Source organism: Streptomyces sp. NPDC050738 (assembly GCF_040654175.1).
GTDB lineage: Bacteria > Actinomycetota > Actinomycetes > Streptomycetales > Streptomycetaceae > Streptomyces.
Genome location: NZ_JBFAHN010000006.1, coordinates 147,931 through 173,222 on the forward strand (window position 1 = coordinate 147,931; position 25,292 = coordinate 173,222).

The following is a 25,292-nucleotide window of genomic DNA, read 5'->3' on the forward strand; positions in this document are numbered from 1 at the left end:
TGCGGAGTGCAACTTCGAACACATGTCACACACCTAGACTCGTCCGGCATTCAACTTCTTAGGTAGAATCCTCATCATGGACACCGAGACGGCCACCCCCTGGTTGACAGAAGCCGAGCAGTGCACCTGGCGCACCTATCTGGACGTCAACAGGCTTCTGACGTATCAGATGGAGAAGGACCTCCAGCCGTTCGGCCTGACCATGAACGACTACGAGATCCTGGTCAACCTCTCCGAGGCCGAGGGCCGCCGGATGCGCATGAGCGATCTCGCCACCGCCACCCTGCAGTCCAAGAGCCGCCTCTCGCACCAGATCACCCGCATGGAGAACGCGGGTCTCGTACGGCGCGAGAACTGCGAGTCCGACCGCCGCGGGCTGTACGCGGTCCTCACCGACCTCGGCGGCGAGACGATGCAGAAGGTCGCCCCGCATCACGTGGCCTCGGTGCGCAAGCACTTCATCGACATGCTGGAGCCGGAGGCGCTGGCCGCACTGCGCGCGTCACTGTCCCCGGTCGCCGACCATCTGCGCGGCCAGCGGAAGCCGTAGCGCGTACGGCCGCCGCCCGCCCCTGCCGCCTTTCAGGCCGAGGCGGGCGCCGCGGCCCGGGTGCGTACCCCCAGCCGCGACAGCCCCACGGCGCCCACCACCGCTGCCGCCGCAAGGCCGAAGCAGACCCCGACCGGCAGCCGGCCCACCAGCAGCCCCACCCCGGCCGTCCCGCCCGAAATCCCGGCGTTCACCGCGGTGTTGACCCACGCTCCCGCCTGGGTGCGCGCCCCGTCGCCCACCGTCTCGTCCGCGACGAGGTACGCCGTCGTGATCGCCGGGGCGACGAAGAGCCCCGCGATCAGCGCGACCGCCCCGAGCGCGAGGAGTCCCGGCGCGAAGGCCGCCGCAGCGAGCGCTCCCGCGAGCCCGAGCGCGAACAGCGGCAGCCGGGCCTGCGCGGGCCGCTTCCAGTCCACCGACCCGTTGGCCAGGCCGCCCGCCGCACTGCCCACAGAGAGCGCGGCCATCACCCAGGCCACCGCGTTCGTGTGTCCCCGGTCGTCGGCGAAGGCAAGCACGAGCAGGTCGAGCGCCCCGAGCGCGAGCCCGACACCGGCCGCGAGCAGCACCGGCTGGGCGACGCCCCGTACGACGCCCGCGGAACCCTGCCGCGCGCCGGGCCCGCTGCCGGTCATCGCGCGTACGGCGGGCGACGCCAGGAACGCCGCCGTGCCGGCCCCCACGAGCCCCGCGCTGAGCGCGACTCCGAGCGCGGGCGGCCCGGCCAGGAGCAGGGCGCCGACCAGCAGGGGGCCGCTCACGAAGAGCAGCTCCTCGGCGACTCCGTCGAGGCTGTACGCACGCCGCAGCAGATCGGCCCGGTCCCCCGCGAGCTGCCGCCACACGGTGCGCATCGTCGGTCCCAGTGGTGGGGTGAGGGCGCCCGCGAGCAGGGCGAGCGCCCCGAGCGCGGCGCTGTTCGCGCCCGGCCGCCAGGTCAGCGCGGTGAGCAGGGCGAGGGCCGCCGCGTACAGGGCGGCCAGCGGCAGGAGGACGCGGCGCGGCCCGTGGTGGTCGATGAGGCGGGCTTTGAGCGGGGACAGGAAGACGGAGGCGGCCCCGAAGAGCGCCATCGCGGTGCCGGCCACGGCGTACGAGCCGGAGCTCTGCTGGACGGCGAGGGTCAGCGAGAGGGAGACGGTCCCGTAGGACAGGCGGCCGAGCAGGGCGGCGCCGAAGGTGGCGCGGGCGTGCTGGAGCCGCAGGACAGCTGCGTACGACATGGGGTGTTCCTCGAAGAGTGCCGGGTGGAGGGGACGCCAAGGACCGCGACGAGAGGTCGCGGTCGGGGACGTGCCCTACGCACGGTCGAGGAACATGGTGGCGAAACTAGCAGCTCGGCCGGTCCCGGCCAAGGGGACAACTCCGCCCGGCAACTCCCTTTCAGGAGGCCGCCGTTACGCCTTCCACGAGGGTGTCGGCCGCCGTGTACGGGTCGAGCTCGCCCGCCACGATCCGCCCGGCCAGGGCGTCGAGCCGCTGGTCGCCGCGCAGGTCGCCGATGCGCTCCCGCAGGGCCGTGACCGCGATCGTCTCGACCTCGTGGGCGGCGCGGGCCCGGCGGCGCTCGGCCAGGACCCCGTGCTCGTCCATCCAGGCGCGGTGCTTCTCCAGGGCTTCGACGAGCTCGTCGATGCCCTCGCCGCGGGCCGCGACCGTCTTGACGATCGGCGGGCGCCAGTCGCCGGGGCCGCGCGATTCGCCCAGGCCCAGCATGTGGTTGAGCTCGCGGGCGGTGGCGTCCGCGCCGTCCCGGTCCGCCTTGTTGACGACGTACACGTCGCCGATCTCCAGGATTCCGGCCTTGGCCGCCTGGATTCCGTCCCCCATGCCGGGGGCGAGGAGGACGACGGAGGTGTCGGCCTGCGAGGCGATCTCCACCTCGGACTGGCCGACCCCGACCGTCTCCACGAGGACGACGTCGCAGCCCGCCGCGTCCAGGACGCGGATGGCCTGCGGGGCCGACCAGGCGAGCCCGCCCAGGTGGCCGCGGGTGGCCATGGACCGGATGTAGACGCCGGGGTCCGAGGCGTGCTCGGACATCCGGACCCGGTCTCCGAGGAGCGCACCGCCCGAGAAGGGCGACGAGGGGTCCACGGCCAGGACCCCGACGCGCTTTCCGGCCCTGCGGTACGCGGAGACGAGCGCCGAGGTGGATGTCGACTTGCCGACTCCGGGCGAGCCCGTGAGACCCACCACGTACGCGCCGCCCGTCAACGGCGCGAGCTGCGCCATCACTTCCCGCAGCTGCGGGGACGCCCCCTCCACCAGGGAGATCAGCCGGGCTACGGCCCGGGGCCTGCCCTCGCGGGCCTGCTCGACCAGGGTGGGGACGTCCACGTTGACAGCTCCGATCAGCGAATTTCCGTACCTACGGCGAAACTTACTTCCCTGTGACGCGAATGATCAGCGCGTCGCCCTGACCCCCGCCACCGCACAGCGCGGCCGCACCCACGCCGCCGCCACGGCGCTTCAGCTCCAGCGCGAGGTGCAGGACGACCCGCGCCCCGGACATGCCGATCGGGTGTCCGAGGGCAATCGCGCCGCCGTTGACGTTCACCTTTTCCGGCGATACGCCGAGGTCCTTCATTGACTGCACCGCGACGGCCGCGAAGGCCTCGTTGATCTCGATGAGGTCGAGGTCGTCGACGCCGATGCCTTCCTTGCCGAGCGCGTGCTGGATCGCGTTCGAAGGCTGCGACTGGAGCGAGTTGTCGGGGCCCGCCACATTGCCGTGGGCGCCGATCTCGGCGATCCAGTCGAGGCCCAGCTCGACGGCCTTCGCCTTGCTCATCACGACGACCGCCGCCGCACCGTCGGAGATCTGCGAGGCGGTGCCCGCGGTGATCGTTCCGTCCTTTGCGAACGCGGGGCGGAGCTTGCCCAGGGACTCCGCCGTGGTCTCGGGGCGGATGCCCTCGTCCTGCGAGAAGAGGACCGGGTCGCCCTTGCGCTGCGGGATCTCGACCGGGGTGATCTCCGCCTCGAACAGGCCGTTCTTCTGGGCTGCGGCGGCCTTCTGGTGGGAGCCGGCCGCGAACTCGTCCTGGGGCGTACGGGCAATACCCAGGCGGGTGTTGTGCTTCTCCGTCGAAGCGCCCATCGCGATGTTCTCGATGGAGTCGGTCAGCCCGTCGTACGCCATCGAGTCGAGCATCTCGATCGCGCCGTACTTGTAGCCCTCACGGGACTTCGGCAGCAGATGCGGGGCGTTGGTCATCGACTCCTGGCCGCCGGCGACGACCACGTCGAATTCGCCCGCGCGAATCAGCTGGTCCGCGAGCGCGATCGCGTCGAGGCCCGAGAGACACACCTTGTTGATCGTGAGCGCGGGGACGTTCATCGGGATGCCGGCCTTGACGGCCGCCTGACGTGCCGGGATCTGCCCTGCCCCGGCCTGGAGCACCTGGCCCATGATCACGTACTGGACCTGATCGCCGCCGATCCCGGCCCGGTCCAGCGCCGCCTTGATGGCGAAGCCGCCCAGGTCGGCGCCGGAGAAGGACTTCAGGGAGCCCAGCAGGCGTCCCATGGGCGTACGGGCGCCCGCGACGATCACGGAGGTGGTGGTACCTGTCGTTCCGGACACAGACATGGGCACGGCCCCTTGGATGGTGAGATGTGAACGAGGGTTTACTTGAATGTACTGAGCGGTACGCCGCTCGTCACCGCCTCACGAATGTGATCGCGCGCACGTTGCGTAACCACCCGTCGGCGCGCTGCACTTAAGCCATGCTGACGCGAATCGACCACATCGGGATCGCCTGCCACGACCTTGACGCCACCGTCGAGTTCTACCGTGCGACCTACGGCTTCGAGGTCCACCACACCGAGGTCAACGAGGAGCAGGGCGTACGCGAGGCCATGCTCAGGATCAACGAGACGTCCGACGGCGGCGCCTCCTACCTCCAGCTCCTGGAACCCACCCGCGAGGACTCCGCGGTGGGCAAGTGGCTGGCCAAGAACGGCGAGGGCGTACATCACATCGCCTTCGGCACCGAGGACGTCGACGGTGACTCCCAGGCCATCCGCGACAAGGGTGTCCGGGTCCTCTACGACCAGCCCAGGATCGGCTCCATGGGCTCCCGCATCACGTTTCTGCACCCCAAGGACTGTCACGGCGTACTGACGGAACTGGTCACCTCCGCACCTCCCGCCTCCCCGGAGCACTGACCTCCGGATACCTGGGCCGGTAGAGTGGGCGGCTCCGGTCCGGGGCCGGATCGGGGCCTGTGACCCAGGTCTCGCCGATGATCTGACACCATTCCCCGGGGGCCGTCATGCACGACGACGTGCTCGCGTACGGAAGAAGTGTTGCGACCAGGGACGGATGGGACCGCGCAGTGCGGGGGTACGAACGCCAGGAGAGTCACCGGGCTGACGACCATCTCTCTCGGTTCGAGGCCGAGATGGACCGGCTGAAGACCGAGCGGGAGAAGGCCGTCCAGCACGCCGAGGACCTCGGCTACCAGGTCGAGGTGTTGCGCGCCAAGCTCCACGAGGCGCGCCGCAACCTCGCGTCCCGCCCTGCCTACGACGCGGCGGACATCGGCTATCAGGCCGAGCAGTTGCTCCGTAACGCCCAGACCCAGGCCGACCAGCTCAGGATGGACGCGGAGCGCGAACTGCGCGACGCCCGCGCCCAGACCCAGCGGATCCTGCAGGAGCACGCCGAGCACCAGGCGCGCCTGCAGTCCGAGCTGCACACCGAGGCGGTCACCCGCCGCCAGCGCCTGGACCAGGAGCTCAACGAGCGCCGCCAGACCGTCGAGGCCCACGTCAACGAGAACGTGGCCTGGGCCGAACAGCTCCGCGCCCGCACCGAAGCCCAGGCCCGTCGGCTCATGGACGAGTCGCGCACCGAGGCCGAGCAGTCCCTGGCCGCCGCCCGCGCCGAGGCCGCCCGCGTCGCCGAAGAGGCCGGCCAGCGCCTCAGCTCCGCCGCCGAGACCGCCCGCTCCGAGGCCGACGCGATCCTGCTGCGCGCCCGCAAGGACGCCGAGCGCCTGCTGAACGCGGCCTCGAACCAGGCGCAGGAGGCCACCTCCCACGCCGAGCAGCTGCGTACGTCCACGACCGCCGAGTCCGACCAGGCCCGCCAGCAGGCCGCCGAGCTCAGCCGCACCGCCGAGCAGCGGATGCAGGAGGCCGAGACGGCGCTGCGCGAGGCGCGCGCCGAGGCCGAGAAGGTCCTCAGCGAGGCGAAGGAGTCGGCGTCCAAGCAGCTGACCACCGCCGAGTCGACCAACGAACAGCGCACCCGCACCGCCAAGGCCGAGATCGCCCGCCTCGTCGGGGAGGCCACCACCGAGGCCGAAGCCCTGAAGGCGGAGGCCGAGCAGGCCCTCGCCGATGCGCGCGCGGCGGCCGAGCGGCTGATCAAGGAGGCGGGCGACAACGCCCGTACGGCCACCGCCGAGGACACCGCGGCGCAGCTCGCCAAGGCCGCCCGTACCGCCGAGGAAGTCCTCACCAAGGCCTCCGAGGACGCCAAGTCGACGATCAAGGCGGCGGCCGACGAGGCCGAGCGGATCCGCGACAAGACCGAGGCCGAGGTCGAGCGGCTGCGCGGCGAGGCCGCCGAGCAGGCCGAGTCCCTCAAGGGCGCGGCCAAGGACGACACCAAGGAGTACCGGGCCAAGACGGTCGAGCTGCAGGAGGAGGCGCGCAGGCTGCGCGGCGAGGCCGAGCAGCTGCGGGCCGAGGCGGTCGCGGAGGGCGAGCGGATCCGCGGCGAGGCCCGCCGGGAGGCCGTCCAGCAGATCGAAGAGGCGGCCACCACCGCCGAAGAGCTCCTCGCGAAGGCCCGTACGGACGCCGACGAGCTGCGCGCGGGCGCGGCGACGGAGTCCGAGCGGGTCCGTACGGAAGCCATCGAGCGCGCCACGACCCTGCGCAAGCAGGCCGAGGAGACGCTGGAGCGCACCCGCGCCGAGGCGCAGCGGCTGCGCGACGAGGCCGACGAGCAGGCCGAGGGCGTCAAGTCCCAGGCGGAGGAAGCCGCTTCGGCGCTCCGCGAGGAGACCGAGCGCGGCATAGAGGCCCGACGGGCCGAAGCGGGCGAGGAGTTGGCCCGGCTGCACACCGAGGCCGAGCAGCGCCTCACCGCATCCGAGACCGCCCTGGCCGACGCCCGTGGCGAGTCCGAGCGGATCCGCCGCGAAGCCGCGGAGGAGACCGAACGCCTGCGGGCCGAGGCCGCCGAGCGCATCCGCACGCTGCAGTCCCAGGCCGAGCAGGAGGCCGAGCGGCTGCGCGACGAGGCCGCAGCGGACGCCTCGCAGTCGCGGGCCGAAGGCGAGACCATCGCCGTACGGCTGCGCTCCGAGGCCGCCGCCGAGGCCGAGCGGCTCAAGTCCGAGGCACAGGACAGCGCGGATCGCGTACGTGCGGAGGCCGCGGCCGCGGCCGAACGCGTCGGCAACGAAGCGCAGGAGGCCCTTGCCGCCGCCCAGGAGGAGGCCGTACGCCGCCGCCGCGAGGCCGAGGAGACGCTGGGCTCCGCCCGCGCCGAGGCCGAGCAGGAGCGGACACGGGCCCGCGAGCAGAGCGAGGAGCTCCTCGCCTCCGCCCGCAAGCGGGTCGAGGAGGCGCAGGCCGAGGCGATCAGGCTGGTCGAGGAGGCGGACCGCAGGGCGACGGAGATGGTCGCCGCCGCCGAACAGACCGCCAAGGAGGTACGGGACTCCGTATCGGGTCTGCAGGAGCAGGCAGAGCAGGAGATCGCCGGGCTGCGCTCCGCCGCCGAGCACTCAGCGGACCGCACGAAGACCGAGGCCCAGGAGGAGGCGGACCGCCTCCGCTCCGACGCCTACGGCGAGCGCGAGCGCGCCAAGGAGGACGCCTCCCGTATCCGCTCCGTCGCCCATGAGGAGTCCGAGGCCGCCAAGTCCCTTGCCGAGCGCACCGTTTCGGAGGCGATCGCCGAGGCCGAGCGGCTGCGCGCGGACACCTCCGAGTACGCGCAGCGGATGCGCACGGAGGCTTCCGACGCGGTGGCATCCGCCGAGCAGGACGCGGCCCGCGCCCGGGCCGAGGCCCGCGAGGACGCCAACCGCATCCGCTCGGACGCCGCCGGCCAGGCCGACCTGCTGATCACCGAGGCCTCCTCGGAGGCCGAGCGGCTGCAGGCCGACTCCACGGCAGCGGCCGAGCAGCTGCAGACCGAATCGGTGGCCCGCGCCGAGCAGTTGGTGCGGGACGCATCGGGCGAGGCCGAGCGCCTTCGGGCCGAGGCGGCCGAGATGGTGGGCTCCGCCCAGCAGGCATCGGAGCGCATCCGCAACGAGGCCGAACGCGTCAAGGCCGAAGGCGCGGCGACCGCCGAACAGCTGCGCTCCGACGCCCAGTCGGAGGCCGACCGGCTCCTCGACGAGGCGCGTACGGCAGCCGCCAAGCGCCGCTCGGACGCCGCCGAACAGGCCGACCAGCTGATCGCCAAGGCCCAGGAGGAGGCGCTGCGTTCGGCCACCGAGGCCGAGGCGCAGGCCGACACCATGGTCGGCGCGGCCCGCAGCGAAGCGGAGCGGATCACCGCCGACGCGACGGTCGAGGGCAACAGCCTGGTCGAGAAGGCCCGTACGGACGCCGACGAACTCCTCGTCGGCGCACGCCGGGACGCCACCGCCATAAGAGAACGCTCGGAAGAGCTGCGCGACCGCATCACGGCCGAGATCGAGGAACTGCACGAGCGGGCCCGCCGCGAGACCGCCGAGCAGATGCGGACCGCGGGCGAGCGCGTCGACAACCTCATGAAGGCCGCGTCCGACCAGCAGATCGAGTCCGAGGCGAAGGCCAAGGAGCTGGTGTCGGAGGCCAGTTCGGAGGCGGGCAAGGTCCGTATCGCCGCCGTGAAGCGGGCCGAGTCGCTGCTCAAGGAAGCCGAGACGAAGAAGGCCACGCTCGTACGGGAGGCGGAGCAACTCCGCAGCGAGGCGCGGGCCGAGGCCGAGCAGCTCGTCGCGGACGCCACCCGCGAACACGATGTCCTGGTGCGCAGGCGCAAGGACATCCAGGCCGAGATCTCCCGTGTCCAGGACGTACTGGAGGCGTTGGAATCCTTTGAGGCACCCACCGGCGGCAACAGCAGCAAGGAAGGGGCCGTCAAGGCGGGCGCAGCAGCAGGTGGAACTCGTTCGAGTGGCAAGCCTTCCGAGAACTAGCCACTCAAAAGGCTGGACATTCTCCAGATCAAACGGGCATCTGCTCTATGACACGCCGCTTTGGCCCCTAGGATTCCCCCTATCACCTCACCGGTCTCATTCGACAGGAACCTCATGAGCGACACTTCCTCCCCATTCGGCTTCGAGCTCGTGCGGCGTGGTTACGACCGCGGTCAGGTGGACGACCGCATTACCAAGCTCGTCGCCGACCGTGACAGCGCTCTGGCACGGATCACCTCTCTGGAAAAGCGCATCGAGGAGCTGCACCTCGAGACGCAGAACGCCCAGGCCCAGGTCAACGACGCGGAGCCGTCGTACGCCGGTCTCGGTGCCCGCGTCGAGAAGATCCTCCGTCTTGCCGAGGAGGAGGCGAAGGACCTTCGTGAGGAGGCCCGCCGCGCCGCCGAGCAGCACCGTGAGCTGGCCGAGTCGGCCGCCCAGCAGGTGCGCAACGACGCCGAGTCGTTCTCCGCCGAGCGCAAGTCGAAGGCCGAGGACGAGGGCGTCCGGATCGTCGAGAAGGCCAAGAGCGACGCTTCCCAGCTCCGTGGCGAGGCCACGAAGGACGCGCAGTCCAAGCGCGAGGAGGCGGACGCCCTCTTCGAGGAGACCCGCGCCAAGGCCGCCCAGGCCGCCGCGGACTTCGAGACGAACCTCGCCAAGCGCCGCGAGCAGTCGGAGCGCGACCTGGCCTCGCGTCAGGCGAAGGCCGAGAAGCGTCTGGCCGAGATCGAGCACCGCGCCGAGCAGCTCCGCCTGGAGGCCGAGAAGCTCCGTACGGACGCCGAGCGCCGTGCCCGTCAGACGGTCGAGACGGCCCAGCGCCAGGCCGAGGACATCGTGGCCGACGCCAACGCCAAGGCCGACCGGATCCGCAGCGAGTCGGAGCGCGAGCTGGCGGCGCTGACGAACCGCCGCGACTCGATCAACGCGCAGCTGACCAACGTCCGCGAGATGCTGGCCACCCTCACCGGTGCCGCTGTCGCCGCCGCGAGCAGCCCCGTGGACGACGAGCCGGTCTCCCGCGGCGTCCCGGCGCAGCAGACCCGCTGAGGCGCGGCTGACGTACAGCCGGCCTACAGCTGACGCATACGGCTCACAGCCCCCTGCCACTCCGGTGGCGGGGGGCTTTGTGCCGTTTTAGCGTGACCGCATGATCGAGCTCGAGGGCCTCACCAAGCGGTACGGCGACAAGACCGCCGTCGACCAGCTGTCGTTCCAGGTCAGGCCAGGTGTGGTGACCGGCTTCCTCGGCCCGAACGGCGCCGGCAAGTCGACCACCATGCGGATGATGCTCGGTCTCGACAACCCGACCGCAGGATCGGTCCGTATCGACGGCAAGCACTACCGCGAGCTCGCCGAGCCGCTGAAGTACATCGGTGCGCTGCTCGACGCGAAGGCGATGCACGGCGGCCGGAGCGCGTACAACAATCTGCTCTGCCTGGCCCAGTCCAACCGCATCCCCACCTCCCGGGTCTCCGAGGTCCTGGACACCGTGGGTCTGACGGCGGTGGCGAAGAAGAAGTCCAAGGGCTTCTCGCTGGGCATGGGGCAGCGGCTGGGAATCGCCTCGGCCCTTCTCGGCGACCCCGAGATCCTGATGTTCGACGAACCCGTCAATGGTCTGGACCCCGAGGGAATTCACTGGATCCGCAACTTGATGAAGAGTCTTGCGGCAGAAGGCCGCACGATCTTCGTATCCAGCCACCTGATGAGCGAAATGGCGCTCACCGCCGACCACTTGATCGTCATCGGCCAGGGAAAACTGCTCGCCGACACCTCGATGGCCGATTTCATCCACCAGAACTCACGCAGTTACGTACGGCTGCGCTCGCCGCAGCAGGAGCGGCTGCGGGACGTCATCACCGAGGCCGGCATCACGGCCGTCAGCGTCGGCGACGGCTCCCTGGAGGTGGACGCCGCGAGCAGCGAGCAGCTGGGCGAGCTGGCGGCGAGCCATCAGCTCGTTCTGCACGAGCTGTCGCCGCAGCGCGCCTCGCTGGAGGAGGCCTTCATGCAGATGACGGCCGGTTCCGTGGAGTACCACGCGCACACGGCGGACGGCGAGGCCCCGCGGGCGCACCCGGAGGCGGGCCAGCAGAGCCCGCAGGCCCCGCAGTGGGGTCAGGGCTTCACCCGCGGCAAGAACAAGAACGAGGGAGCCTGACCCATGGCATCGGTACCTGCGGTCCTCACCTCGGAGTGGACCAAGATCCGTACGGTGGCCTCGACCACCTGGACGCTGCTCATCGCCCTGGTCGTCACGGTGGGCATGAGCGTCGGCCTGTGCGCCCTGATGAAGGCCAACTTCAAGGACCTCTCGGAGCAGGACAAGCTCACCTTCGACCCGACCTCGATCTCCATGTCGGGGATGATGCTCGGCCAGCTCGCCATGATCGTCTTCGGCGTCCTCGTCGTGGGCAACGAATACAGCAGCGGAATGATCCGCACCTCGCTCGCCGCGGTCCCCCAGCGCACCACCTTCCTGCTCAGCAAGATCGTGGTGGCGGGCGTGCTGACCCTGGTCGTCGGCCAGGTCGCCGCCTTCTGCTCCTTCTTCCTCGGCCAGGCGCTGCTCGGCGACCACTCCACGACGATCGGCGACGACAACGTCCTGCGCGCGGTGGCGGGCGGCGGCCTCTACATGGGGCTCATCGGGATCTTCGCGATGGGGGTGGCGAGCATCCTGCGCAGCTCGATGCTGTCGCTGGGCATCCTGATGCCGCTGTTCTTCCTGATCTCGCCGATCCTCAACTCCGTCTCGCAGACGAAGAAGATCGCCCAGTTCCTCCCCGACCAGGCCGGCACCCGGATGACCCAGGTCATCGACAACCCCGACAGCAGCATCGCCTACGGCCCCTGGGGCGGCTTCGCGATCCTCGTCGGCTGGGTGGTGCTCGCGGTCGTCTGCGCGCTGGTACTGCTCAAGAAGCGGGACGCCTAGGGTCACGACTTGGCCGGAACCGTCAAGGCCTGGATATCCTCCTCACTCATACGGGGGCGTTCGGCCGCATTGAGGCGGCAGCCCCGACGACCTGAAACCGTCGATGGGGCTGGAGAATGATCGAGGCAGTCGGCCTGACGAAGCGCTATGGCGCCAAGACAGCCGTGTACAACCTTTCCTTCCAGGTGCGCCCAGGAACCGTGACCGGCTTCCTGGGCCCCAACGGCTCCGGCAAGTCCACCACCATGCGCATGATCCTGGGGCTCGACGAGCCCACCTCGGGCCATGTGACCATCGGCGGTCACCCCTTCCGCAAGCTGCCGAACGCACCGCGCCAGGTCGGCGCCCTGCTGGACGCCAAAGCCGTGCACGGCGGGCGCAGCGCGCGCAGCCACCTGCTGTGTCTGGCGCAGCTCTCCGGTATCCCGGCCCGCCGCGTCGACGAGGTGCTGGGCGTCGTGGGTCTGCAGGAGGTCGCCCGCAAGCGCTCCAAGGGCTTCTCGCTCGGCATGGGCCAGCGTCTGGGCATCGCTGCCGCGCTGCTCGGCGACCCGCAGGTGCTGCTCTTCGACGAGCCGGTCAACGGTCTCGACCCCGAAGGCATCCTCTGGGTCCGCAACCTCATGAAGTCCCTTGCCGCCGAGGGCCGTACGGTCTTCGTCTCCTCGCACCTCATGAGCGAGATGGCACTCACCGCCGACCACCTCATCGTGATCGGGCGCGGCCAGCTGCTCTCCGACATGAGTGTCGGCGCCTTCATCTCGGCCAACTCCGCCGACTTCGCGCGCGTCCGCACCCCGCAGACCGAGCCGGAGCAGCGCGAGAAGCTCTCGGCCGCGCTCACGGAGGCCGGCGGCCATGTCATGCCCGAGCAGGACGGCGGGCTGCGGGTGACCGGGCTGCCGCTGCCCAGGATCAGCGATCTGGCGCACGAGGCGGACGTACGCCTCTGGGAGCTCTCCCCGCACCAGGCGTCGCTGGAGGAGGCGTACATGCGGATGACGCAGGGCGCCGTGGACTACCGCTCGACGGTGGACCAGCGCGCGGGCCTGCAGCAGCCGGTCCCGCAGCAGCAGGGTTACGGATACGCACCGCCGCAGCCCGTGGGCCAGCAGCCGCAGCCCGGCTGGTATCCCCCGCCGCCGCCCGGCCAGCAGCCGGGCCAGGCCGCACCGGGTCAGAACCCGTACGCGGCGGCCCCGGCCCCCATGCCCACGATGCAGCTCGCGCCGGCCCCTGCGCAGCCCGCGCCCCCCGCATCCGCCCCCACCATGCACCTCGCGCCCGTCGCCCCGCCTGCCGAAGCGCCGCCCGCCGAGGCCCCCGCACCCTCCGACCTGACCAAGCCCGAGGACGCCCGATGACCGCCCCGACCCCGCCCCCGGCCCAGGCCCCGGCCCCGTACCAGCAGCAGCAACCGATGGCCGGTGGTGGCTACACCTCGCCGATCCCGGTGCGCTCCACGCACCTGGGCCACGCGCTCGCCTCCGAGTGGACGAAGATCCGTACCGTCCGCTCCACGATCTGGACGCTCGGCGTGATGTTCGGCCTGGTCGTCGGGATCGGCGTGCTGGTCGCCTTCCAGTTCGACGACGCGGACTTTTCCGACGCCCCGTTCACCGCGCCCGCGGTCTTCGGTCTGCTGCTCGGGCAGATCTGCATCATCACGCTGGGCGTACTGGTGGTCTCCTCCGAGTACGGCACCGGCATGATCCGTACGACCTTCACCGCATCCCCGCAGCGGTGGCGCGTCCTCGCGGCGAAGATGATCGTCTTCTTCGGTCTCTCCTACTCCGCCCTGTTCATCGCCATTGGTCTGGTCGGTCTGGTCACCGCCGGGCTCCACAGCGGCGCCAGCTCCCCCACCGGCGGGGAGCTGATGCGCAGCCTTCTGGGCGCCTCGCTCTACGTCTCGCTGCTCGGCCTGCTCGGAATCGCCGTCGGCTCGATGCTGCGGCACTCGGCGGGCGCGATCACCGCGATGCTCGGCCTGGTGCTGCTGCCGTCGATCCTGGGCCCGATCCTCGGGATCTCGGAGAGCCTTCGGCCGATCGCCGACAAGCTCATGGAGTACAACGCCCCGACTTCGATCGTCATGCTCTTCGGCCTGGCGGGCGACGGCGACCAGGCCGGCAACGGCATGAAGCAGCTCGCCCTGCTGGCCGTGGTCACCGTGGCCGCGGTCGCCGGTTCCTTCGCGCTGCTGAGCAAGCGCGACGTCTGAGCCGGCCGGCCAACTCCCTCAGTAACGAGGCGCGTTACGGGACCGCTGCACCTTCGAGGTGCGGCGGTCCTTCGCGTTCCAGCAGGCCTTGTGCCAGTGCCTGCGGTCGTCCACTCCGCCGTACTCCGGCCAGGCCACCACATGCGGGACGCCCGAGGGGATCTCCTGATCGCAACCAGGGCAGCGATAGCGCTTGCCCGCGGCGGCGGCGCCGCTGACCATGCGCACGAGCCACTCCTCGCCCTGCCAGGACTCGGTGCGCTGCAACCCGAAGCGGTCGGGGCCCGCTCCCCCTCCTCCGTCGGAAGGTTCACTCGGACTCTCGCCCCCACTGGGGCGGTTGCGGCGCGGAGACACGTGACACCTCACGGGGCAGAACGGACACTTTCTCTCACATCCCAGCCTACGGGGAGCGGAAGAGGGTATTCGCCCCAGCACGGGACCCCACTTGGCGGACAATCACAATTACTCGCGCGTAGGCCGTGCCTTTGGCACGTGTCAGACGTTATTGCCAGTAGTGGAGAGTGCCGCGTCGGCCGCAGGGAGGCGGATGGCCATGCGTGTGGGGGCCTTTGTACTGGCAGCTCAGTTCCCGGGACAGGGACAGGGGGAGTCGCTGCACCGCGCGCTGCGGTCCGCCGAGGTCGCCGAGGAGTGCGGGCTGGATTCGGTCTGGCTGGCGGAGCATCACTTCGTTCCGTACGGCGTGTGTCCCTCCGCCGTCACGCTGGCCGCGCTCGTGCTGGGCCGTACGTCCAGGATCCGCGTCGGTACGGCGGTGAGCGTGCTGCCCAGCGCGCACCCGGTCGCGCTCGGCGAGCAGGCGGCGCTTCTCCACATCGCGTCCGGGGGCCGCTTCAGCCTCGGCGTGGGACGCGGCGGGCCCTGGGTGGACCTGGAGGTCTTCGGCGCGGGACTCGAGGCGTACGAGAGCGGCTTCCCGGAATCCCTCGACCTGTTGCTGCGGTGGCTGCGCGAACCCCGGGTGTCCGCCGAGGGCGAGCGGTTCGCCTTCCGCGAGGTCTCCGTCGTCCCGAGGGCGGGCGAAGTGCTCGGACCGGGCGCCGACGCCGAAGGTCCGGAAGTCGTCGTCGCCTGTACGTCGCCGAAGAGCGTGAAGCTCGCCGCGGAGCGCGGACTCCCGATGCTGCTCGGGATGCACAGCAACGACGAGGAGAAGGCCCAGATGGTCGCCCTGTGGCGCCGCGTGGCCCGTGAGGCGGGCCACTGCCCCGACGGCGCCCATGTGTCGGCGGGCGTGGCGCAGATCGCGGACCGTCCGGCGGAGGCGGCGGAGACGCTGCTGAAGGCGATGCCCGGCTGGCTGAAGCAGGGGCTCGACGCCCATGTGACGGTCGACGGCCGCCACCGCGCGATGCGCGACCCGGTCGCGTACACGGAAATGCTCTGCGGGCTGCACCCGGTGGGCACTCCCGCACTGGCCGCCGACAGGATCGCGGCCACGGCCGAGAAGACCGGCATCACGCGCTTCGCACTGCTCGTCGAGGGGTCGGGCGACGTGGCCGCCACAGAGGAGAATGTACGGCGCCTGGGGGCCGAAGTCCTGCCGCTCATCGGCTAGTTGCAACCCGCCTCGGTCAACCTGCCGGGTGCCGCCGCCCCACATCAGTACACCTCCCGCGATGCGGAGCGGCAGCTCAATGCTTCAGCAGTCCCGGAGTTCGGGCGACTGGTTCAGCAGCTGGCCGCGTATCGAGGTGAAGCGGGCGAGCCGCTCGTCGACCGAGGAGTCCAGCGGGAAAACCGCCACACGGTGGCAGTTCTGGAATGCCAGTCGCACTCCGAAGTGGCGCTGAAGCGCACCTCGTATCGCATCACTCGCAAGAGCGCGCAGCAGCTGGCCGCGCGCCTGCTCGTTGGGCGGCGGCGTCTGATTGTCAGCGAACTCGCCGCCGTCAACCTTCAGTTGAGCCACCAGAGAGCTGATCATCTCCCATGCGTAGGGCAGGGAGGTCCGGACGCAGTCAACGAAGTCGGCTTCGCTGACCTCGCCTCGCTCGGCCTGTTCGAGTAGGGCCGGTGAGACGTCGAGCGACATGGGTTCTCCTCTCGCGGCCCCGCGACATGCACGGGGCCTTACGGGCAGGGAAGAGTTCGACGACGCAGCGTGCACGCGCGGCGACCTCCAGCTTCCACGGTAAGCGCGCAACCCCGGCCGCACCAGAAGAATGGGCACACAACCGGCCAATAACGAACGGGGTCGTACGGGAAATATGGTGCGGCCCGAAAAAGCTCGGTCGGCGGCGGCGGCCGTCGCGGGACGGGCGAATCGCGTGCACCCCCACGCGTCGAGTAGCGTTGCCGACCATGCGTCTCGTCATCGCCCGCTGCTCCGTCGACTACGCGGGCCGCCTCACCGCCCATCTGCCCTCCGCACCGCGCCTGATCCTGGTCAAGGCGGACGGAAGTGTCTCCATCCACGCCGACGACCGGGCCTACAAGCCCCTCAACTGGATGTCGCCGCCGTGCACCCTGAAGGAGGGTTCGGGGGACGACGCCGGTGTGTGGACCGTCATCAACAAGGCGGGCGAGAAGCTCATCATCACGATGGAGGAAGTCCTCCACGACTCCTCGCACGAGCTGGGCATCGACCCGGGGCTCATCAAGGACGGCGTGGAAGCGCACCTTCAGGAGCTGCTCGCCGACCGGATCGAGATCCTCGGCGAGGGCCACACGCTGATCCGCCGCGAGTACATGACGGCGATCGGCCCGGTCGACATCCTGTGCCGGGACGCGGACGGCGGGACCGTCGCCGTGGAGCTGAAGCGGCGCGGCGACATCGACGGTGTCGAGCAGTTGACCAGGTACCTGGAACTGCTGAACCGCGACCCCCATCTCGCCCCGGTCAAGGGCGTGTTCGCGGCCCAGGAGATCAAGCCGCAGGCGCGGGTGCTGGCCACGGACCGCGGGATCGGCTGTGTCGTCCTCGACTACGACGCGATGCGCGGCATCGAGGACGACAAGCTTCGGCTGTTCTGAGTTTCCGTTACGACGCCGGTCAGGCCGGCACCGTCCCCTGGCTCGCGCCGGTGGTCGGTGCGGTACTGACCGGCGTTTTCGTTGCCGGGGCGCTCGTGGACTTCGTCGGCACGATGGTCGGCCCGGTCGATCCGGAGGCCGAGGTCGAGGTGGACGGAGTCGTCGGGGGCGTCGTAGGCGGGGTCGTGGGCGGCGTCGTCGGAGGGGTCGTCGGCGGCGTCGTGGGTGGGGTGGACGGCTTGGAGGTGGTCGGCTTCGGCGTCGGCGAACCCGGCTTGGTGGTCTTGCCCGGCGACGTCGGCTTGCCCGGAGTGCTCGGCTTGCCCGACGTGCCCGGATCGGAACTCGCTCCCGGCGTCGAGCCGGAGCCCGAAGTGCCCGGGGCGGGCTGCGAAGGATCGGCCGAATTGCCGCCGGTGCCTCCGGTCGCACCGCCGCCCGGCCGGGTGGTGGACCCGTCGGACGGAGTGTCCGCGTCCAGCCCGTCCTGGTTGTCGCCCTCTTGGACCGTCTGGCCGTTGCCGCCCTTCTCGGGGGGCTTGTCGCCGTTGCCCGACGTCGCGCCGAGCGTCACCACGGTGCCGAGCACGGCGGCGAGCAGAGCGCCCGCCCCCGCGGCCACCACGTTGCGCCGCGCACCGCGGAGCACCGAACGGCGCACGGGTGCGCCGCCGACCGGTGTGGTCCGCCGGGTGACCACCGTCTCGTTCTCCGACGGCCCCTGCGGCAGGGGCGGTACGGCTGCCGGTACGCCGCCGGGCGGCGAGGCCGACTCCTCGTAGCGCGCCGCCGGGACCTCTTCCCCCGCGGGCGTACGGCCTTCGAGCGCGAAGCCCCCGGAGCCGGACCGGTCGGCGACCAGAGCGAGCGCCCTGCGTCCCGCGACCGTGCCGCGCTTGTCGGCGAGGGCGCCGCGCATCGCGATCGACGCCTCCAGCTCGGCGCGCGCCCGGTCGATGTTCCCGGTGCAGAGCGCCAGCACCCCCAACTCGTGGTGGAAGTACGCCTCGTCACCGACGTCACCGGAGATCCGGGCCGCCTCCTGGCCGGTCCGCAGCGACCGCTCCCAGGCGCCCCAGTGCAGACCCGCGGCGAAGGCCGGAGCCGCGCTGCGGGCCAGCTGCACCCCGGTGCCCGCGTACTCCGTCTCGCCCGCGGTCACCAGAGCGGTGAGCGCGGCCAGCAGGGCGTCGGCCTCGGCGGCGGCCCGCTCGGCCGTCACCGAGGGGTGCCCCGCCCACCAGGCGTAGTGCTGGGCGGCGGCGTGGGGGGGGGGGGGGGCCCCCCGCCCCCCCCCCCCCCGCCCCCCGCCGCGGGGGGGGGCCCCCGCCGCGCCCGCCCCGCGCGCCCCGCCCCGCGGCCCGCCCCGCCCACCTGGCGTCGGGCGGGGCGGGGGGGGGGGCGCGGCCGCCCCCCCCCTCCGCGTACCCGGCGGACTCCAGCTGCTGTACGACACCGGCGGCCAGCCGGTAGCGCCCACCGACCGCGGAGAGCAGACCGCTGTGGGCCAGCTCGCCCAGCGCGGCATCCGCGTGCGTGTCCCCCACCAGCGCCGGCAGATGCGCCTGGTGCGGGACTTCGCCGCCGAGCGCCACCGCGAAGTGCAGGGTCGCCTGCGCGGACTCGCTGAGCCGTGAGGCGAGCAGAGCCGCGGGGGCCGCGCCCTCGCCCAGTGAAGGCAGCGGGAGCTCGTGCGCTTCCTCGGCCCCGAAAGCAGCGTCAACCGGCTGCCCGTCGAAGTACCCGTAAGAGTCGAACGCGCTGGGATCGATCCGCAGCTGATCGCGCTGGCGCAGCAGCGCACCCGCCTGTACGAAGCGCAGCGGCAGCCCCTCGGATTCGAACCAGAGGTCGCCCGCCCAGTTGGCCTCCTCGTCGGTGAGCGGCCGCTCGACGGCACGCTCCAGGAGCTCCAGCGAGGCGCTGCGGCCGAGCCCGCCGAGGAAGACCTCTTCCAGGTGCGAGTCGTCGGACGGGGCGGCGGTCCCGGGTGTGGCGGAGAGCAGGAAGGCGCACTCGGGTGTGGCGTCGAGGAGCTCGTCCAGCGCGCTGCCGCCGAACTCCAGGTCGTCCAGGACGACGACGGCGCCGATCTGATGGACCAGGTCGAGCAGTTCACCGCGGTCGGGCCGGTGCATCGGCGCGCTGAACACGGCGGCGAACAGATCGTGCAGCAGATCGGCGGGGGTCCGGTGATAGCCCGAGAGCCGTACGACACCGTCCGGCGCCAGCTCGGCACAGTCGTCCGCGACGGCGTCGAGCAGCGCGGTGCGTCCCGAGCCGCCGGGTCCCGTCAGCCGTACGGAGCGTCCGCGCGCCAGCAGCCGAACCAGGCGCTCACGCTCCTCCTGCCGCTCCAGCAGCGGGAGTTCGGGCGCGAGCGGACCCGGCGGCAGCGGCGGCTTCGCCGCACGCAGCAGCTCCGCGCGCTCGTCGGTGCGGTGGCGCACCGGCCGGGCGGGCTGCTCCCCCGGTGGGCAGGGCTCTATCTCGCTGCCGTCCACGGGGTTGACGGTGAGCAGGAAGTCACCGGTCACGAGCTGGACCGTACGTACGGGCGCAGCCGATGACGGCTGCCCGAGATCGGGTGTCAGAGCATCGCGCGGCGGTCGCTGCGGCCGTGGGCCTTCACCGCGTCCGTCGCTGTAGTCGTTGTTGTCGTGACCGTAATCTTCGGGTCCCCGGTTTATCGGGTCCATGGTCAAAGCCCCCCAGATGGCGCTGCGTGCGGTTGCCCCTCCCGGCCTCGCACATCGCGCTGTCGCTTCTGGTCCGGTGCCCACCACATGGGTTGCGTCAATCGGTGGGCGAGCGAACCCTAAACCTTCGCACAGTATCCACGAGCACGCGGGGTGCCGGGCCGTCCAAGACGTCACAGCTTCGTGAGGATTGCGCGAGGAATCCCATCCTCACACTCCCTCCACAGACGTCACACCCGAGGAAGTGCCTCTGCGACGATTCCGCCCTCGATGGCCAGAATGCGGTGCAGCCGGGTCGCCACCAAAAGGCGCTGCATCTGTGGCGGTACGCCACGGAGCACCAGTCGCCGACCGCACCGTCCGGCCCGCCGGTGGGCGCCCATGATCACGCCCAGTCCGGTCGCATCCCAGGAGTCCAGCTCGGTCAGGTCGAGCACGAGGTCGCCGGCTCCGTCGTCGACGGCCGTGTGCAGGACCGTACGGGCGTCCGCCGCGCTGCGGACGTCGAGGCGGCCCCCGACGACCAGCTCGGCATGGTCGCCCTTGATGTGCATATGAACTCCCCGGGAGTGCTCCGCGCGATTCACGTCTTTCACGTATGACACTGAACTGACTGCCCCGCAGGCGGAGAAGTTGCCGTCTGTAAGCGAACTGATACCGAATTCACCCTTGGGGGTGACCCCTGGGCGACAAATGCCTAGTGCTTGTAGAAGCCCTGCCCGCTTTTGCGGCCGATATCGCCCGCGTCCACCATCCGGCGCATCAGCTCGGGGGGTGCGAACTTCTCGTCCTGGGATTCCGTGTAGATGTTGCTGGTGGCGTGCAGCAGGATGTCGACGCCCGTCAGGTCGGCGGTGGCGAGGGGGCCCATCGCGTGTCCGAAGCCCAACTTGCAGGCGATGTCGATGTCTTCCGCGCTGGCGACGCCCGACTCGTACAGCTTGGCCGCCTCCACCACGAGGGCCGAGATCAGCCGGGTGGTCACGAAGCCGGCCACATCACGGTTGACCACGATGCAGGTCTTGCCCACGGATTCGGCGAACTCCCGTGCGGTGGCGAGGGTTTCGTCACTCGTCTTGTAGCCGCGCACCAGCTCGCAGAGCTGCATCATCGGCACCGGCGAGAAGAAGTGCGCACCGACGACGCGCTCCGGACGCTCCGTCACGGCCGCGATCTTCGTGATCGGGATGGCGGAGGTGTTGGAGGCGAGGACGGTGTCGTCCCGCACGATCTTGTCGAGCGCGCGGAAGATCTCGTGCTTGACCTCGAGCTTCTCGAAGACCGCTTCGACGACGATGTCGGCGTCGGCGACCGCGTCGAGTTCGGTGCTCGTGGTGATACGGGACAGCGCCGCTTCCGCGTCGGCCGCGTCCAGCTTCCCCTTGGCGACGAAGCGGTCGTAACTGGCCTTGATGCCGTCCGTGCCACGGGTCAGTGCCGCATCCGTCACATCGCGCAGTACGACGTCCCAGCCGGCCTGCGCCGAGACCTGTGCGATACCGGACCCCATGAGTCCGGCGCCGATGACGGCGAGCTTCCTGGCCACGTGCGTACCCCTTTGACGAATTCCTTACTACGGCTCTGGCCGGAGGCTATCGGCCAGGAAGCGCCTTGGGGCCGTTTGGAGATGCGCGTCACGTCTCAGATGACGGACATCACACCGGACATCCTCATCACGCGCCACGGACTGCGTAGTTGAGCACCTTTTCGCTCAGCAGTTCCTCCATCTCGTCGAGGAGGCCGAGCGCGTCGCGGGAGACCTCGTCGAGGGGATGGCCGGCGACCGCCCGGCGCCCGATGAAGGCGGCCAGGGTGGAGTGCACCCAGTTGATCTGTCCGGCCACGAGCGCCGGCATGGGGTCGTCCTCTTCCGCCCCGACCTCCTCGCGGAGGGTTTCCTCCAGGTGCGCGAGCGCCTCCTTCTGCGCGATGCCGCGCTCCTGGTCCTCCAGTCGGCCGTGCTCGTACTGGTCGCCCTGGTGATGGGCCTGCGCGCCCCGCTGGCGGGCATCCTCATCGGCTTCGCGTTCGTGGCCCTGCTCACGCTCTCGCTGGGCTCGCTCTCGTACGCGGTGGCCATGGGGGTCGACCAGCCGCAGGGATTCGGGCCGCTGGTCAACGCGTTCACCATGCCGTCGATGCTGCTGTCGGGCCTGATGCTGCCGATCGCACCGGGACCCGCCTGGCTCGACGTGGTGTCGCACTTCGTGCCGTTCCGCTATCTCGTCGACGCGATGCGCAGCGCGTACGTCGGCGAGTACGCGACGGCGCAGATGCTCCACGGGGTCCTGGTCGCCGCCGGATTCGCCGTGTTCTCCGTGACGGTGGGCACACGTGTCTTCCGCCGGGCCGGAGCGTAACTACGCTGGTGGCATGGTCAATCTGACGCGCATCTACACCCGTACCGGCGACCAGGGCACCACGGCCCTGGGCGACATGAGCCGCACCGCCAAGACCGATCTGAGGATCTCGGCGTACGCCGACGCCAACGAGGCCAACGCGGCGCTCGGCACGGCGATCGCCCTGGGCGCGCTGGAGGAGGAGGTCGTGAAGGTCCTCACCCGCGTCCAGAACGACCTCTTCGACGTGGGCGCGGACCTGTGCACGCCGGTGGTGGAGGCCCCCGAGTTCCCGCCGCTGCGCGTCGAGCAGTCGTACATCGACAAGCTGGAGGCGGACTGTGACCGCTTCCTGGAGGACCTGGAGAAGCTCCGCAGCTTCATCCTCCCCGGCGGCACGCCCGGAGCGGCCCTGCTGCACCAGGCATGCACGGTGGTACGACGGGCCGAGCGCTCCACGTGGTCGGCGCTGGAGGTGCACGGAGCCAGAGAAAAGGGAGGAAGTATGAACCCCCTCACGGCCACCTACCTCAACCGCCTCTCGGACCTCCTGTTCATCCTGGCCCGCACGGCGAACAAGGAGATCGGCGACGTCCTGTGGGTCCCGGGCGGAGACCGCTGAGGAAGCGGGGGCGGGGGCCCCGCCTCCGCCCCCGCTACCGCCCCGCGGGCCCCCGCTTGGGAAAGACCGTGTAGCTCCCCGCGATCACCACATTCAGCCCGATCAGAAAAAGCATCCGCCCCTGCCAGGCCCGCAACGACGCCACATCCCCATCCCCGCCCACGTACCAGACCGCGGCCTGCAGCAACCCGATCGCGATCACCGAAGCCAGCGTCCACCGCGCCGCCGTCTGCCACTCGCGCACAGCCCGCGCAGCCCCGTACTTCGGCGGCTGCACCGGCGGCGGCCCACCCGCGAACCGGTGCGCGAACCGCACGTCGGCCCACCGGACCGCCCGGTGCCCCATCGCCACGGTGAACCCGATGTAGACCGCCGCGAGCCCGTGCATCCAGTTCGGCTCGGCCCCGTTCTTCAGGTCCATCGCCGTCACCACCAGCAGCACCAGCTCCAGCAGCGGCTCGCAGAGCAGCACCGCGAGCCCCGCCCTGGGCATCTTCGCCAGATACCTGAGCGCCAGCCCGCCGGCCAGCAGCACCCAGAATCCGACCTCACAGATGACGATCAACGTGACGATCACGGCGCGCTCCTCTCGCTCTCCCTTCCAGCGTCACAGCCCCGGCACGCCCACCCCTCCTCACCAGTGACGAATCCGCACTGCATCCTTCGATGTAGCGCCACCTCACCCGCGTTACGGAGGCCGGCCCACCGCCCGCCCTGTTTGATGGAGGAGTGAGCCCACGCCCCCGCCGACTCCCCCGCCCGCACCGCGACGACATCCTCATCGCCGCGGCGGGACTTCTCGGAGGTCTCGGGTTCTGGGCGATCGGGCTGCACAGCCAGTCGGGCCGGCTGCTGCCCGGGGTCTGGGTCCTGCTCCCGCTGTTCGTGATGTCCGCCCTGGAACTGCTGCGCAGAACGGCCCCGCCGCTCGCCCTGTCCCTCGCCACGCTCACCCTGGTCACGGACCAGTTCACCCGCGGGAACCTCGCCACCGTCCTGATGTTCACCGACATCATGTACGCGGCCGTGCTGTACGGAACCCCGGCCGCCGCCCGCCGCATCCCCCGCATCACGGTCCTCCTCACCATCGCCCTGCCCCTCGGCTTCTACGCCTGGCTCCGCAGCCCCGACACCCTCCTCGTCGGCGTCGGCACCGGCCTCATCGCCTTCGCCCCGGCCGCCACAGGTCTTCTCGTACGCCACCACCGGGAGGCCGCCGACACGGCCCTCCTCCAGGCCGAACAGACCGCGCTCCTGGCCGAGATGGACCGCACCCAGGCCGTGCTCGCCGAGCGCTCCCGGATGGCCCGCGAACTCCACGACATGGTGGCCAACCACCTCTCCGCGATCGCCATCCACTCCACCGCCGCGCTCTCCATCGACGACCCGAAGACCAGCCGCGACGCCCTGGCCGTCATCCGCGAGAACAGCGTCGACGGCCTCGCCGAGATGCGCCGCCTCATCGGCCTGCTGCGCGACAGCAGCGGGGACCAGGAGCCGGCCGCCGCCCCCACCCTGGCCGGACTCGACGCCCTGATCGCCCACGCCCGGACGAACGGACTCGACGCGCACCTCACCGACGAGCGCCCCACGTCCTGGAAGCTCCCCACCCCGGTCGAGCTCGCCGCGTACCGCATCGTCCAGGAGTCCCTCACCAACGCCCTCAAGCACGCGGCACCGGGCGAGGTCACCGTCGCCCTGACCCGGGAGGCAGCCGCCCTCACGGTGTGCGTACGCAGCCCGTACGGCGAACGACCGGGCCCCCGCGCACCCGGCTCGGGCGCCGGGCTGATCGGGATGCGCGAGCGGGTCGCGCTGCTCGGCGGGGAGTTCGCCGCCGGGGTCCGCGACGACGAAAAAGTCTGGCAGGTACGGGCCGAACTGCCCGTACCAGAAGGGGGTTCGACCCTATGACGATCCGGGTCCTGGTGGCCGAGGACCAGTCCGCCGTACGCGCAGGACTGGTCCTCATCCTGGGCAGCGCCCCCGACATCGAGGTCGTCGGGGAGGCGGCGGACGGCGAGCAGGCCCTCGCCCTCGCGCGTGAACTCCGCCCCGATCTGGTGCTGATGGACATCCAGATGCCCCGCCTGGACGGCGTCTCGGCGACGCGCGAGGTCGTCGCCGAGAAGCTCGCGGACGTGCTGGTGCTGACCACGTTCGATCTCGACGAGTACGTCTTCGGCGCGCTGCGCGCGGGCGCCTCCGGTTTCCTCCTGAAGAACACCGAGGCCAGGGACCTGATCGAGGCGGTACGGACCGTGGCGCGCGGCGAGGGACTGATCGCCCCCGCCGTGACACGCCGCCTCATCGCCGAGTTCGGCCGGCCCGACGCACGTGCGCGCCGGGCCGACGCCCCCGACCCCGCCGTACTGGATGCGCTGACCCGCCGCGAACGCGAAGTCCTCGCCTGCCTGGGCTGCGGACTGTCCAACGCGGAGATCGCGGTCCGTCTTTCGATGGCCGAGGCCACGGTCAAGACCCACGTCAGCCGCCTCCTGGGCAAGCTGGACATGCGCAGCAGAGTCCAAGCAGCTGTACTGGCCCAGGAGTTGGGGCTCTGAAACAGCTCACGACAACTGAGGTCTGGACCTCTTGACGATTGGTCCAGACCTTCCTACGCTCACCGCACACACTGCGGTGAGCGGGCCATGACAGTCAGTCGTCATCAACTGCACGGCACGCTCAGGGCGGCGCAGAGTGCGCAAGCGGACCCACCCCCCGTATCACGTCCGTTCACCACTCGAGG

Annotated in this window: 21 protein-coding genes and 3 pseudogenes; 14 read left to right on the plus strand and 10 right to left on the minus strand. The window is 70.9% G+C overall.

Annotated elements, in window-relative coordinates; all coding sequences use genetic code 11:
* The first annotated feature begins 76 nt into the window (after positions 1–76).
* Complete coding sequence (locus AB0H78_RS17565; protein ID WP_363235303.1) at positions 77–550, plus strand: MarR family transcriptional regulator; 474 nt, start codon at positions 77–79, stop codon at positions 548–550.
* A gap of 32 nt (positions 551–582) precedes the next feature.
* On the opposite strand, the gene AB0H78_RS17570 is transcribed toward AB0H78_RS17565, so the two are convergent.
* The 3 genes from AB0H78_RS17570 to AB0H78_RS17580 all read right to left on the minus strand — a co-directional run bounded on the left by AB0H78_RS17570 (position 583) and on the right by AB0H78_RS17580 (position 4,142).
* Positions 583–1,776 (minus strand): MFS transporter, encoded by a 1,194-nt coding sequence (locus tag AB0H78_RS17570; protein WP_363235304.1) that lies wholly within the window; start codon positions 1,774–1,776, stop codon positions 583–585.
* Positions 1,777–1,936: 160 nt separating this feature from the next.
* Positions 1,937–2,893 (minus strand): methylmalonyl Co-A mutase-associated GTPase MeaB, encoded by a 957-nt coding sequence (meaB, locus tag AB0H78_RS17575; protein WP_363235305.1) that lies wholly within the window; start codon positions 2,891–2,893, stop codon positions 1,937–1,939.
* Between the two features lie 43 nt (positions 2,894–2,936).
* Positions 2,937–4,142, minus strand: a complete 1,206-nt coding sequence (locus AB0H78_RS17580) for an acetyl-CoA C-acetyltransferase (protein ID WP_363235639.1) — start codon at positions 4,140–4,142, stop codon at positions 2,937–2,939.
* A gap of 143 nt (positions 4,143–4,285) precedes the next feature.
* Here AB0H78_RS17580 and mce point away from each other — a divergent pair, with 143 nt between their 5' ends.
* From mce to AB0H78_RS17615, 7 genes are all read left to right on the plus strand, one after another.
* Positions 4,286–4,726 (plus strand): methylmalonyl-CoA epimerase, encoded by a 441-nt coding sequence (gene mce / locus AB0H78_RS17585; RefSeq protein ID WP_363235306.1) that lies wholly within the window; start codon positions 4,286–4,288, stop codon positions 4,724–4,726.
* A gap of 170 nt (positions 4,727–4,896) precedes the next feature.
* A complete protein-coding gene (scy, locus tag AB0H78_RS17590; RefSeq protein WP_363235640.1) occupies positions 4,897–8,715 on the plus strand; it encodes a polarized growth protein Scy in 3,819 nt (1,272 codons plus the stop codon).
* 114 nt (positions 8,716–8,829) lie between these two features.
* Complete coding sequence (locus tag AB0H78_RS17595) at positions 8,830–9,768, plus strand: cellulose-binding protein (RefSeq protein WP_363235307.1); 939 nt, start codon at positions 8,830–8,832, stop codon at positions 9,766–9,768.
* 100 nt (positions 9,769–9,868) lie between these two features.
* The gene (locus tag AB0H78_RS17600) at positions 9,869–10,882 is read left to right on the plus strand and encodes an ABC transporter ATP-binding protein (RefSeq protein ID WP_363235308.1); all 1,014 of its coding nucleotides are present in this window, start codon (positions 9,869–9,871) and stop codon (positions 10,880–10,882) included.
* Positions 10,883–10,885: 3 nt separating this feature from the next.
* Positions 10,886–11,659: an ABC transporter permease subunit gene (locus AB0H78_RS17605; RefSeq protein ID WP_363235309.1), complete on the plus strand. Its 774-nt coding sequence runs from the start codon at positions 10,886–10,888 to the stop codon at positions 11,657–11,659.
* Positions 11,660–11,775: 116 nt separating this feature from the next.
* Complete coding sequence (locus AB0H78_RS17610; protein ID WP_363235310.1) at positions 11,776–13,023, plus strand: ABC transporter ATP-binding protein; 1,248 nt, start codon at positions 11,776–11,778, stop codon at positions 13,021–13,023.
* Positions 13,020–13,883: an ABC transporter permease gene (locus tag AB0H78_RS17615; RefSeq protein WP_363235311.1), complete on the plus strand. Its 864-nt coding sequence runs from the start codon at positions 13,020–13,022 to the stop codon at positions 13,881–13,883. Before AB0H78_RS17610 ends, AB0H78_RS17615 begins: the two co-directional genes overlap by 4 nt.
* Positions 13,884–13,901: 18 nt before the next feature.
* Here AB0H78_RS17615 and AB0H78_RS17620 read toward each other — a convergent pair whose 3' ends face one another.
* Entirely contained in the window at positions 13,902–14,240 is a 339-nt protein-coding gene (locus AB0H78_RS17620) for an ATP/GTP-binding protein (RefSeq protein ID WP_363235312.1), read from the minus strand.
* Positions 14,241–14,439: 199 nt separating this feature from the next.
* Between AB0H78_RS17620 and AB0H78_RS17625 the strand changes: the two genes are divergently transcribed.
* The gene (locus AB0H78_RS17625) at positions 14,440–15,465 is read left to right on the plus strand and encodes an LLM class flavin-dependent oxidoreductase (protein WP_363235641.1); all 1,026 of its coding nucleotides are present in this window, start codon (positions 14,440–14,442) and stop codon (positions 15,463–15,465) included.
* A gap of 84 nt (positions 15,466–15,549) precedes the next feature.
* Here the strand turns inward: AB0H78_RS17625 and AB0H78_RS17630 are convergent, their stop codons facing one another.
* Positions 15,550–15,942, minus strand: coding sequence for an SCO5389 family protein (locus AB0H78_RS17630; protein ID WP_363235313.1), 393 nt, complete (start codon positions 15,940–15,942; stop codon positions 15,550–15,552).
* A gap of 269 nt (positions 15,943–16,211) precedes the next feature.
* On the opposite strand from AB0H78_RS17630, the gene nucS reads away from it, so the two are divergent.
* A complete protein-coding gene (gene nucS / locus AB0H78_RS17635) occupies positions 16,212–16,883 on the plus strand; it encodes an endonuclease NucS (protein WP_363235314.1) in 672 nt (223 codons plus the stop codon).
* Between the two features lie 1,171 nt (positions 16,884–18,054).
* On the opposite strand, the pseudogene AB0H78_RS17640 reads toward nucS, so the two are convergent.
* The 4 genes and pseudogenes from AB0H78_RS17640 to AB0H78_RS17655 all read right to left on the minus strand — a co-directional run.
* Positions 18,055–19,582: pseudogene (locus AB0H78_RS17640) on the minus strand (ATP-binding protein); the annotation flags it as partial.
* Positions 19,583–19,812: 230 nt separating this feature from the next.
* Positions 19,813–20,136: an STAS domain-containing protein gene (locus AB0H78_RS17645; protein WP_363235642.1), complete on the minus strand. Its 324-nt coding sequence runs from the start codon at positions 20,134–20,136 to the stop codon at positions 19,813–19,815.
* Between the two features lie 143 nt (positions 20,137–20,279).
* Positions 20,280–21,128: a 3-hydroxyacyl-CoA dehydrogenase family protein gene (locus AB0H78_RS17650; RefSeq protein ID WP_363235315.1), complete on the minus strand. Its 849-nt coding sequence runs from the start codon at positions 21,126–21,128 to the stop codon at positions 20,280–20,282.
* Between the two features lie 127 nt (positions 21,129–21,255).
* Positions 21,256–21,513: pseudogene (locus AB0H78_RS17655) on the minus strand (TetR/AcrR family transcriptional regulator); the annotation flags it as partial.
* Between AB0H78_RS17655 and AB0H78_RS17660 the strand changes: the two are divergent.
* Positions 21,502–21,942, plus strand: a pseudogene (locus AB0H78_RS17660) (ABC transporter permease); the annotation flags it as partial. The pseudogenes AB0H78_RS17655 and AB0H78_RS17660 overlap by 12 nt on opposite strands.
* 13 nt (positions 21,943–21,955) lie before the next feature.
* Positions 21,956–22,543: a cob(I)yrinic acid a,c-diamide adenosyltransferase gene (locus AB0H78_RS17665; protein ID WP_363235316.1), complete on the plus strand. Its 588-nt coding sequence runs from the start codon at positions 21,956–21,958 to the stop codon at positions 22,541–22,543.
* Positions 22,544–22,577: 34 nt separating this feature from the next.
* Here the strand turns inward: AB0H78_RS17665 and AB0H78_RS17670 are convergent, their stop codons facing one another.
* On the minus strand, positions 22,578–23,120 hold the full coding sequence (locus tag AB0H78_RS17670; RefSeq protein WP_363235317.1) for a hypothetical protein: 543 nt from the start codon (positions 23,118–23,120) through the stop codon (positions 22,578–22,580).
* Between the two features lie 152 nt (positions 23,121–23,272).
* Between AB0H78_RS17670 and AB0H78_RS17675 the strand changes: the two genes are divergently transcribed.
* Together AB0H78_RS17675 and AB0H78_RS17680 are read left to right on the plus strand one after the other, a co-directional pair.
* A complete protein-coding gene (locus AB0H78_RS17675; RefSeq protein ID WP_363235318.1) occupies positions 23,273–24,457 on the plus strand; it encodes a histidine kinase in 1,185 nt (394 codons plus the stop codon).
* On the plus strand, positions 24,454–25,107 hold the full coding sequence (locus tag AB0H78_RS17680; protein WP_363235319.1) for a response regulator transcription factor: 654 nt from the start codon (positions 24,454–24,456) through the stop codon (positions 25,105–25,107). The genes AB0H78_RS17675 and AB0H78_RS17680 overlap by 4 nt, the downstream gene beginning before the upstream one ends.
* Positions 25,108–25,292: the final 185 nt, after the last annotated feature.

Bases quoted from the DNA above. Each gene is read 5' to 3' on its own strand.
- AB0H78_RS17565 (WP_363235303.1), top strand. From the start codon at position 77: ATGGACACCGAGACGGCCACCCCCTGGTTGACAGAAGCCGAGCAGTGC.
- AB0H78_RS17570 (WP_363235304.1), bottom strand. From the start codon at position 1,776: ATGTCGTACGCAGCTGTCCTGCGGCTCCAGCACGCCCGCGCCACCTTC.
- mce (WP_363235306.1), top strand. From the start codon at position 4,286: ATGCTGACGCGAATCGACCACATCGGGATCGCCTGCCACGACCTTGAC.
- AB0H78_RS17595 (WP_363235307.1), top strand. From the start codon at position 8,830: ATGAGCGACACTTCCTCCCCATTCGGCTTCGAGCTCGTGCGGCGTGGT.
- AB0H78_RS17600 (WP_363235308.1), top strand. From the start codon at position 9,869: ATGATCGAGCTCGAGGGCCTCACCAAGCGGTACGGCGACAAGACCGCC.
- AB0H78_RS17605 (WP_363235309.1), top strand. From the start codon at position 10,886: ATGGCATCGGTACCTGCGGTCCTCACCTCGGAGTGGACCAAGATCCGT.
- AB0H78_RS17610 (WP_363235310.1), top strand. From the start codon at position 11,776: ATGATCGAGGCAGTCGGCCTGACGAAGCGCTATGGCGCCAAGACAGCC.
- AB0H78_RS17615 (WP_363235311.1), top strand. From the start codon at position 13,020: ATGACCGCCCCGACCCCGCCCCCGGCCCAGGCCCCGGCCCCGTACCAG.
- AB0H78_RS17625 (WP_363235641.1), top strand. From the start codon at position 14,440: ATGCGTGTGGGGGCCTTTGTACTGGCAGCTCAGTTCCCGGGACAGGGA.
- AB0H78_RS17630 (WP_363235313.1), bottom strand. From the start codon at position 15,942: ATGTCGCTCGACGTCTCACCGGCCCTACTCGAACAGGCCGAGCGAGGC.
- nucS (WP_363235314.1), top strand. From the start codon at position 16,212: ATGCGTCTCGTCATCGCCCGCTGCTCCGTCGACTACGCGGGCCGCCTC.
- AB0H78_RS17645 (WP_363235642.1), bottom strand. From the start codon at position 20,136: ATGCACATCAAGGGCGACCATGCCGAGCTGGTCGTCGGGGGCCGCCTC.
- AB0H78_RS17665 (WP_363235316.1), top strand. From the start codon at position 21,956: ATGGTCAATCTGACGCGCATCTACACCCGTACCGGCGACCAGGGCACC.
- AB0H78_RS17680 (WP_363235319.1), top strand. From the start codon at position 24,454: ATGACGATCCGGGTCCTGGTGGCCGAGGACCAGTCCGCCGTACGCGCA.